2 protein-coding genes are annotated in these 8,248 nt (G+C 75.1%); both read right to left on the reverse strand.

The genetic code is table 11. From position 1 onward, the window contains the following. Window positions 1–34: 34 nt before the first annotated feature. The gene (locus ABZ495_RS31675) at window positions 35–3,202 is read right to left on the reverse strand and encodes an amino acid adenylation domain-containing protein (protein WP_359839300.1); all 3,168 of its coding nucleotides are present in this window, start codon (window positions 3,200–3,202) and stop codon (window positions 35–37) included. A gap of 66 nt (window positions 3,203–3,268) precedes the next feature. Next, window positions 3,269–8,197 (reverse strand): SDR family NAD(P)-dependent oxidoreductase, encoded by a 4,929-nt coding sequence (locus ABZ495_RS31680; RefSeq protein WP_359839302.1) that lies wholly within the window; start codon window positions 8,195–8,197, stop codon window positions 3,269–3,271. Window positions 8,198–8,248: the final 51 nt, after the last annotated feature.

Raw genomic sequence — 8,248 nt, forward strand, 5'->3', positions numbered from 1 at the left:
CTCCCGCAGGGCCGCTGCCGTGTGCGCGGGACGGTCAGCCGGCCGGCGCCTGCGCCCGTGCCGAGTCCCGGACGGCGGCGGCCAGTTCGCGCGGCGTACGGCGCTCGAACACCTCGGCCAGGCTGACCGACACCCCGCTGATGTTCTGGAACTCCTGCATCGCCAGCGCGGCGAGCATCGAGTTCCCGCCGTTGGCGAAGAAGTCGGTGTCGGCGTCGAGCGCCTCGTCCCGCAGGATGCTCCGCCACAGCCCCGTCAGCTCGGCCGTCAGGTCGTCGACGTCGCGCCGCTCCGGGCGGTCCGGGCCGGACCGGGTGGCGGCCGCGCGCCGGGCTTCGACCATCCGCTGCAGCGCGGGGTAGTCGACCTTCCCGCTGCCGTTGACCGGCAGCGAGTCGACCGTCACGAGGTCCCCCGGCAGCATCGACCGGGACAGCCGGGCGCGGGCGTGCGCCCAGACGCTCCCGGTGTCGATCGGCCCGGCGGCCGGCTCCAGGCAGCCGATCAGCACGGCGTCCGCGCTCGGGTCGCCGACCATGACCACCGCGGCGCCGCCGACCTCGGGGTGCGCCAGCAGGGTCGCCTCGATCTCGCCCAGTTCGATGCGGTTGCCCCGGAGCTTGACCTGCCGGTCGCTGCGGCCGAACAGGTCGAGCAGGCCGTCCGCGCGCCAGCAGGCCACGTCGCCCGTCCGGTAGAACCGGCCGAACCCGGGGTGCTCGCCGAAGCGCTGGGCGTTGAGGTCCGGCCGGCCGTGGTACCCGATCGCCACCCCGACGCCCGAGATGCAGAGCTCGCCGCGGACGCCGACCGGCAGCTCGCGGCCGTGGCGGTCGAGCACGTGGACCCGGGTGTTGCGGATGGGCGCGCCGACGTCCAGGCGGCCGGCCGGCGCCTCGGTGACGACGCGTGACGTCGACCAGATGGTCGTCTCGGTCGGCCCGTAGGCGTGGTGCAGCACGCAGCCGGCCGCCACCAGCCGCCGGGCGAGGGACAGCGGCACGGGCTCGCCGCCCACGACGACGCCGCGGCCGCGCAGGCAGTCCGCCACCCGGTCGATCACCAGCCGCCAGGTGGTCGGCGTCGCCTGGACGAACCGTGCCCCGTACCGCTCGATCAGCTCCCGCAGGACCCGGCCGTCGCTCCTGGCCCGGTCGGGGGCGGCCACCAGCCGGCCACCGGAGCTCAGCGACACGAACAGTTCGAGGCCGGAGATGTCGAACGCGAAGGTGGTCGTCCACAGCGTCGTGTCCCCGGCCGCCGCGCCGAACTGCTCGGCGAAGTGCGCGACCACGTTGGCCAGCGCCGCGTGGTCGACCAGCGTGCCCTTGGGCAGGCCGGTCGAGCCCGAGGTGTACATCAGGTACGCGCAGGCCGCCGGATCCACCGCCGCGGGCCGGGCCTCGGCCGGCACCCGGTCCGGCGCGTCCTCGACGGCCGGCGCGGTCAGCACCACCGGGCCGGTCCCGGCCGCCTGCTCCGGGCCACCGGTCCCGTCCATTGCCCCGGCCGGGCCCGCGACCAGCACCTTCGCGCCGGAGTCGGAGAGCTGGTGGCGGATCCGCTCCTCGGGGTGGGCCGTGTCGACCGGCAGGTACGCCGCACCCGCGAGCCACGCCCCCAGGACGGACGCGACCAGTTCGGGCCCGCGCGGAAGGGCCGTCGCCACCACGTCGCCGGCCCGGACCCCGGCGCCCCGGAGGAGGGCGCCCATCGCGTGCGCCGCGCTCCACAGCTGCCGGTACCGCACCGAACGGTCGCCCTCGACGACGGCGACCGCGTCGGGCGAGCGCAGGACCTGGGCGTGGACGGCTTCCAGGACGGAGCCGGGCCGCACGGGCCGGGCGGTGTCGTTCGCCGCGCCGATGATCGCGTGGTCCCGGTCGCTCCAGCACCGCACGTCGCCGACCGCGCGGTCCGGGTCCTCGGCGAAGGAGGCCAGCACCGCCTCGAAGCGGCCCAACAGCAGCTCGGCATGGGCCCGTTCGAAGAGCTCCGTCCGGTACACGGCCCGCAGCGAGACGGCGTCCGCCGTCGAGGTGGCGCAGAGCTGGAGGTCGAACTTGCCGAAGCCGCTCCCGACGGCGAACGGCCTGACCGGCAGCCCGTCCAGGGCCGGCGCGGCGCCGCTCGCCGTCCGGTGGTCGAACACGTGCCGGAAGGGCAGCGACCACCGGCCGGTCCGCGCCGCGGGCATGAGGTCCGCCCGGGCGTCCACGGCCACGTCGGCGTGCGCCGCGCCCGTGCGCAGCCGCTCGCCGCTGCGGCGCACCAGCGCGCGGACGCTCTCCGCGCGGTCCAGCCGCAGCCGCAGCGGCACATGGGTCACGTGGTACCCGATCGTGCGGGCGGCGTGCGGCGGCCGGAGATCGACCGGGCACCCGACCAGCAGGTCGGGCCCGGCGCCGGACGCCTCCAGCAGCACGTAGTAGGCGGCCAGCAGGACGGCGGACTCCGGGACGCCGAGGTCCTCGGCGAGGCGGCGGACCCCGGCCACCGTACCGGGCGGCAGGGTGCGGTCGAGCTGCGCCGCCGCCAGCGTCGGGCGGTCCGGCTCGGGCTCGGTGCAGGCCAGCTCCATGGTGCCGGTGCTCGCGCCCGCCAGCTCCGCGCGCCAGTGGGCGAGGCTCTCCGGGGTCGGGTCCGGCTCGGTCCAGCCGGGCACGGACGCGGGCGCTGCGTTCCTGTCGGTGTCGGCGGCGGCGTCGGCGTTCTCGTAGGCCGATGCCAGGTCCGCCAGGAACACCGGGACGGACACCTCGTCGAAGACCAACTGGTGCGCCGTGACGCAGAGGACGTCCGACTCCGGCGAGCGGAGGAGCACCGCCCGCAGCATCGGCCCCCCGTCCAGCCGGAACGGCACGGCGGCCACCGATGCCAGGTCGGCCTCGCCGGGTTCGCCCGCGAGCACGACCTGGGCGAGCTCCAGCCGGAAGTCGGCCGCGGCGACCACCCGCTTGGTCAGCCGGGTGCCGTCGGCGCGGTAGACGGTGCGCAGGGCCGCGTGGCCCCGCAGCACGACGGCCAGCGCCGCGTCCAGCCGCAACGGGTCCAGCCGGCCCGCGACGGCGAACGCCGCGGACACGTTGTTCACGGGCGTGCCCGGCACCAGCGACTCCAGCAGCCACAGCGCCTCTTCCCTGGGGGAGACTCCCGCGTCGTCAGCCGGATCCGCAGGCGTACGCCCTTCCGCGGAAATCATCACGTCACTCCTCTACCCGTTACCAGTCCGTTGGGTCCGCCGGCGTTCCCGCTGCTGCCCGACCGCTCAGATCCCCAGCTCTTTGTCGATCAGGTCGAAGATCTCGTCGTCCGTCGCCCCGATGATGTCCTCGTCGGAGGGCGCGCCGTTCGCGTCCGCACCGCGGAACTCCTCCAGGAGCAGTTCGAGACGGCTCGTGATCTTCGCGTTCTGGCCGCCGCCCCGCCGGGCGATCGCGGTCAGCAGGGACTTGAGCCGGTCGAGCTCGCCCAGCACCGGCTCGTAGTCGATCTCCTGCTCGGCGACCCGGTCCCGGAGGTACCGGGCCAGCTCCGCGGGGGTGGGGTAGTCGAAGACCACCGCCGCGGGCAGCCGCAGCCCGAGGGCGCCGCTGATCCGGTTGCGGAACTCCAGCGCCGTCAGCGAGTCGAAGCCGAGCTGACGGAAGTACCGGCTGGCCTCGATGGATTCGGAGCCCGGCCGGCTGAGCACCAGGGCCGCCTGGGTCAGCACCAGGTTCAGGACCGCGCCCTCCAGCTGCTCCGGCGGGAGGGCGACCAGCTGGTTCAGGAGGCTCCTCCCGCCCTCCGGACCGGCCCCGCGCCCCACCGAGCGCCGACCGGGGCGGACGAGCCCGGTCACCAGCGCCGGCACGACGCTCCCGGGGCGACGCATCGCGGGCAGGTCCAGCCGGGCCGCGACCAGCAGGGGGTCGACGGCGTGCGCGGCCGCGTCGAGCAGCGCGAGCCCTTCGGAGGCGGACAGCGGCTTCAGGCCCTGCCGGGCCATCCGACGGCGGTCGGCCTCGGTGAGCTCACCGGCCATGCCCTGCTCCCAGGGGCCCCACGCCAGCGACACACCGGGCAGGCTCTCGTGCCGCCGGTGGGCGGCCAGCGCGTCCAGGAAGGTGTTGCCGGCCGCGTAGTTGGCCTGCCCCGGGGTGCCCCAGACACCGGCCACCGAGGAGAAGAGGGTGAAGGTGTCCAGGTCCAGGTGGCGGGTCAGCTCGTGCAGGTGCCAGGCGGCGTCGGTCTTCGGCCGCATGACCCGCTCGACGCGGTCGTCGGTGAGCGAGCCCACGACACCGTCGTCGAGAACGCCCGCCGTATGGACGACCCCGGTGAGCGGCTCGCCGTTCAGTACGCCCGCCAGTTGCGCGCGGTCGGCGGCATCGCACGCCACCACCCGCACGCTCGTCCCGGCACCGGCCAACTCGGCCGCCAGCGCGGACAGCTGGGCGGCGGCCGGGCCGCGACGGGAGGCCAGCAGGAGCCGTCCGGCCTGTCCGCTCGCCGCCAGGTGCCGGGCGACCAGACCGCCCAGCGCACCGGAGGCGCCGGTCACGAGGACGGTGCGCGGGCGGTCGGTGGCGTGGAGCCGGTGCCGGTCGTCCCGGCCGTTCTGGTTGTTCCGGTTGTTCCGGTCGTTCCGGTCGTTCTGGTCGTTCCGGTCGTTCCGGTTGGAGGCCTGCTCGCCCGGCTCCTGCCGGTCCTGATCGGCCGCACGCGTCAGGCGCGGCACTCGCACGGTGCTGTCCCGCACCGCGAACCCGGCCTCCCCCAGCGCCGTTCCGGCCACGACGAGCGGCCCGGAGCCCGCCAGCTCCGCCACGTCCGCCGACACGATCCGCTCCGGATGCTCACCGGCCGCCGCCCGCACCAGTCCGACCACGCCCGCGCTGTCCAGTCGCACGCTCGCGCCGCAGCCGGCATCCACACCGCGCTCGGTCACCACGACCAGCCGCGTCCCGTCGAGCGAGCCCGCCGCCAGCCAGTCCCGGAGCACTGCCAGCACACGCAGCACGGCGGCCCGCGCCGCGGCCGGGACGTCGTCCGCGCCTTCGCCGGTGGTTGTTCCGAAGGATGCTGTTCCGGGAACGCCGCAGACCAGCACGACATCCGGGACCGCAGCCCCCGCCTCCACCGCGGCGACCAGATCCGCCACGTCCGCGTACGCCGCGGCGCCGGGCACGGCCAGGCCACCGTCGTCGCCCAGCACCGCCCACGCCCGACCCGGCTCGCCGGCCGTCTCCGGCGCGGCGACCGGCACCCAGTCCACCCGGAAGAGTCCGTCACCGACCGCCCCCGCGGCCCGGTCCAGCAAGCCGACGGCCGGCGCTCCGAGCACCACCGAGCCGACCGAGACGATCGGCTGTCCGGACTGGTCGGCCAGGGCCACCGAGACGCCCTCACCCGAGGGCGACGGCGCCACCCGTACGCGCGCCGCCGGGGCGCCCGAGGCGTGGACCGTCACGTCGGCCCACCCGAGGGGCAGCAGCGGGCCCTCCTCGGCGGCCTGTTCCAGGCCGATGAGATGCAGCGCGGCGTCCAGCAGGGCGGGGTGCACCCCGAACCCGGACACCTCGGTCCCCTCGGCCGACGCCACCTCGGCGAACACCTCGTCGCCGCGCCGCCACGCGGCCCGGACCGCCTGCCGGTAGCCGAGCCCGGCCGCCGCCAGCCGTGCGTACATCGCGTCCACGTCGGCCGCCTCGGCACCCACCGGCGGCCACTGCACGCTCCACGCCGCCGTGTCCGCTCCGGAGTGGCCGGCCGGCTCGCCGGGCTCGTCCGGGGCCAGGGTGCCGGACGCGTGCCGCACCCACTCCCCGTCGTCCGCCCGCGCGAACAGCGCGACCTCCCGGCGCCCGGCGGGACCGCTCTCCCCGACGGTCACCTGGACGCGCACGCCGCCGCGCTCCGGCAGCACGACCGGCATCTCGACGGTCAGTTCCTCGACCCGTCCGCAGCCGACCTCGTCGCCCGCGCGCACGGCCATCTCGACCAGCGCCGCCGTGGGGACCATGACCCGGTCCCTGAGGAGCGACTGGGCCAGCCACGGTTGCGCGGCCAGTGACAGCTGCCCGGTCAGGGCGACGCCGCCGGTGGCCGGCAGGGTGACGGCGGCGCCGAGCAGCGGGTGTCCGGGGTTCTCCAGACCGAGGTCCTCGGCGCGGCTGCCCGCCGTCGCGGTCAACCAGTAGCGCTGACGCTGGAAGGCGTAGGTGGGCAGGTCGACCTGCTGGGCACCGGTGTCCGCGTAGACCTGCTCCCAGGCGACCGGCACACCGCGCACGAAGAGCTTCGCAAGGGCGGTGAACAGGGCGCGGGGTTCGTCACGGCCCCGGCGCAGCAGCGGCAGCCAGACTTCGGGCTCGCCCTGGTCGTCCGTGCGGGTCTGCGGGCCCATGCCGGACAGCACACCGTCGGGCCCGATCTCGACGAACGTCCGGACGCCGGCGGCGCGAAGGCACTGCGCGGCGTCGTGGAAGCGGACCGCCTCGCGGACGTGCCTCACCCAGTAGGCCGGGTCCGTGACCTCGTCCGTCACCGGGAGGCCGGTCAGGGCGGAGACCATCGTCAGCTTGGGCACGCGGTAGCTGACGGCGGCGACGACGCGGGTGAACTCCTCCAGCATCGGCTCCATCAGCGGCGAGTGGAACGCGTGCGAGACCTGCAGACGCTTCGTCCGTGCGCCGGACGCGGCCAACTGTGCGGCGGCCTGCAGTACTTCGTCCTCGACGCCCGAGATCACCACAGCCTTGGGGCCGTTCACCGCGGCGATACCGACACCAGTCCGGCCCGCGATCGCTTCGAGAACCTGCTCCTCCGTGGCCTCGACGGCGACCATCGCACCACCGGACGGTAGTTGCTGCATGAGCCGGCCGCGTGCGGCCACTACAGCGCAGGCGTCCTCCAGCGACCACACCCCCGCCACATGCGCCGCCGCCAGCTCACCGATCGAATGACCGGCCACCACCTGCGGACTCACACCCCACGACTCCAGCAGACGGTGAAGGGCCACCTCAACGGCGAACAGTGCGGGCTGCGCCCACCCCGTCTCATCGATCGGGCCCTCACCCCGGATGACGGCGGCGAGGGAACCGTCCAGGTGCTCGGCCAGACCCGCGCACACCGCGTCGAACGCGGCGGCGAACACCGGGAACGCGGCATACAAGCCCTGCCCCATGCCAACGCGCTGCGCACCCTGGCCGGTGAACACGAACCCGACCTTGCCCGCACCGCCCACGGCTCCGGTCACCACACCCGGAACCTCACGGCCCTCGGCCAGCGCCGCAAGACAGGCCAGCAGCTCCTCGCGGTCCGCACCGAGGACCACCGCCCGCTGCTCCAACGCCGCCCGCGACACCGCCAACGACCAACCAGCGTCCAGAAGATCAGCGTCAGACTGCTGTACGAAGTCCGCCAACCGCTCCGCCTGACCGGCAAGACCCTCCGCCGACCGCCCCGACACCACCCACGGCACCACCGGGAGCGTCCGGTGGTCCGCCCTGGGGCGCGGAATGTCCTGCTCGGGAGCCTGCTCGATGATCACATGTGCGTTGGTCCCGGAGAACCCGAACGACGACACGCCCGCCCGACGCGGCCGCTCACCCGTCTCCGGCCACGGCTGCGCCTCAGTGACCAGCCGGACCGCGCCCGCCGCCCAGTCCACGTGCGAGGACGGCTCGTCCACGTGCAGCGTCGCCGGAACGCTCCCGTGCTGCATCGCGGCGACCATCTTGATGACACCCGCCACACCGGCGGCCGCCTGCGCGTGACCGATGTTCGACTTCACCGAGCCCAGCAGCAGCGGCCGGTCGGCCGGCCGCTCCTGGCCGTAGGTCGCCAGCAGTGCCTGCGCCTCGATCGGGTCGCCCAGCCTGGTCCCGGTGCCGTGGCCCTCGACCACGTCCACCTCGGCCGCGGACAACCCGGCGTTGGCCAGCGCGGCCCGGATCACCCGCTGCTGCGACGGCCCGTTCGGCGCCGTCAGACCGTTGGACGCACCGTCCTGGTTGACCGCCGAACCCCGCACGACCGCGAGCACCTTGTGACCGTTGCGGCGCGCGTCCGACAGCCGCTCCAGCACCAGGACGCCGACGCCCTCGCCCCAGCCGGTTCCGTCCGCGGACTCCGCGAACGCCTTGCACCGGCCGTCGGCCGCAAGACCGCGCTGCCGCGAGAAGTCGATGAAGGTACCCGGTGTCGACATCACCGTCACACCACCCGCCAGCGCGAGCGAACTCTCCCCCGACCGCAGCGA

The sequence above is a fragment of the Kitasatospora sp. NPDC005748 genome, assembly GCF_040630735.1.
Taxonomy (GTDB): Bacteria; Actinomycetota; Actinomycetes; order Streptomycetales; family Streptomycetaceae; genus Kitasatospora.

Excerpts from the sequence above, each read along its gene's own strand:
- ABZ495_RS31675 (WP_359839300.1), bottom strand. The coding sequence starts at position 3,202 with ATGATTTCCGCGGAAGGGCGTACGCCTGCGGATCCGGCTGACGACGCG.
- ABZ495_RS31680 (WP_359839302.1), bottom strand. The coding sequence starts at position 8,197 with ATGTCGACACCGGGTACCTTCATCGACTTCTCGCGGCAGCGCGGTCTT.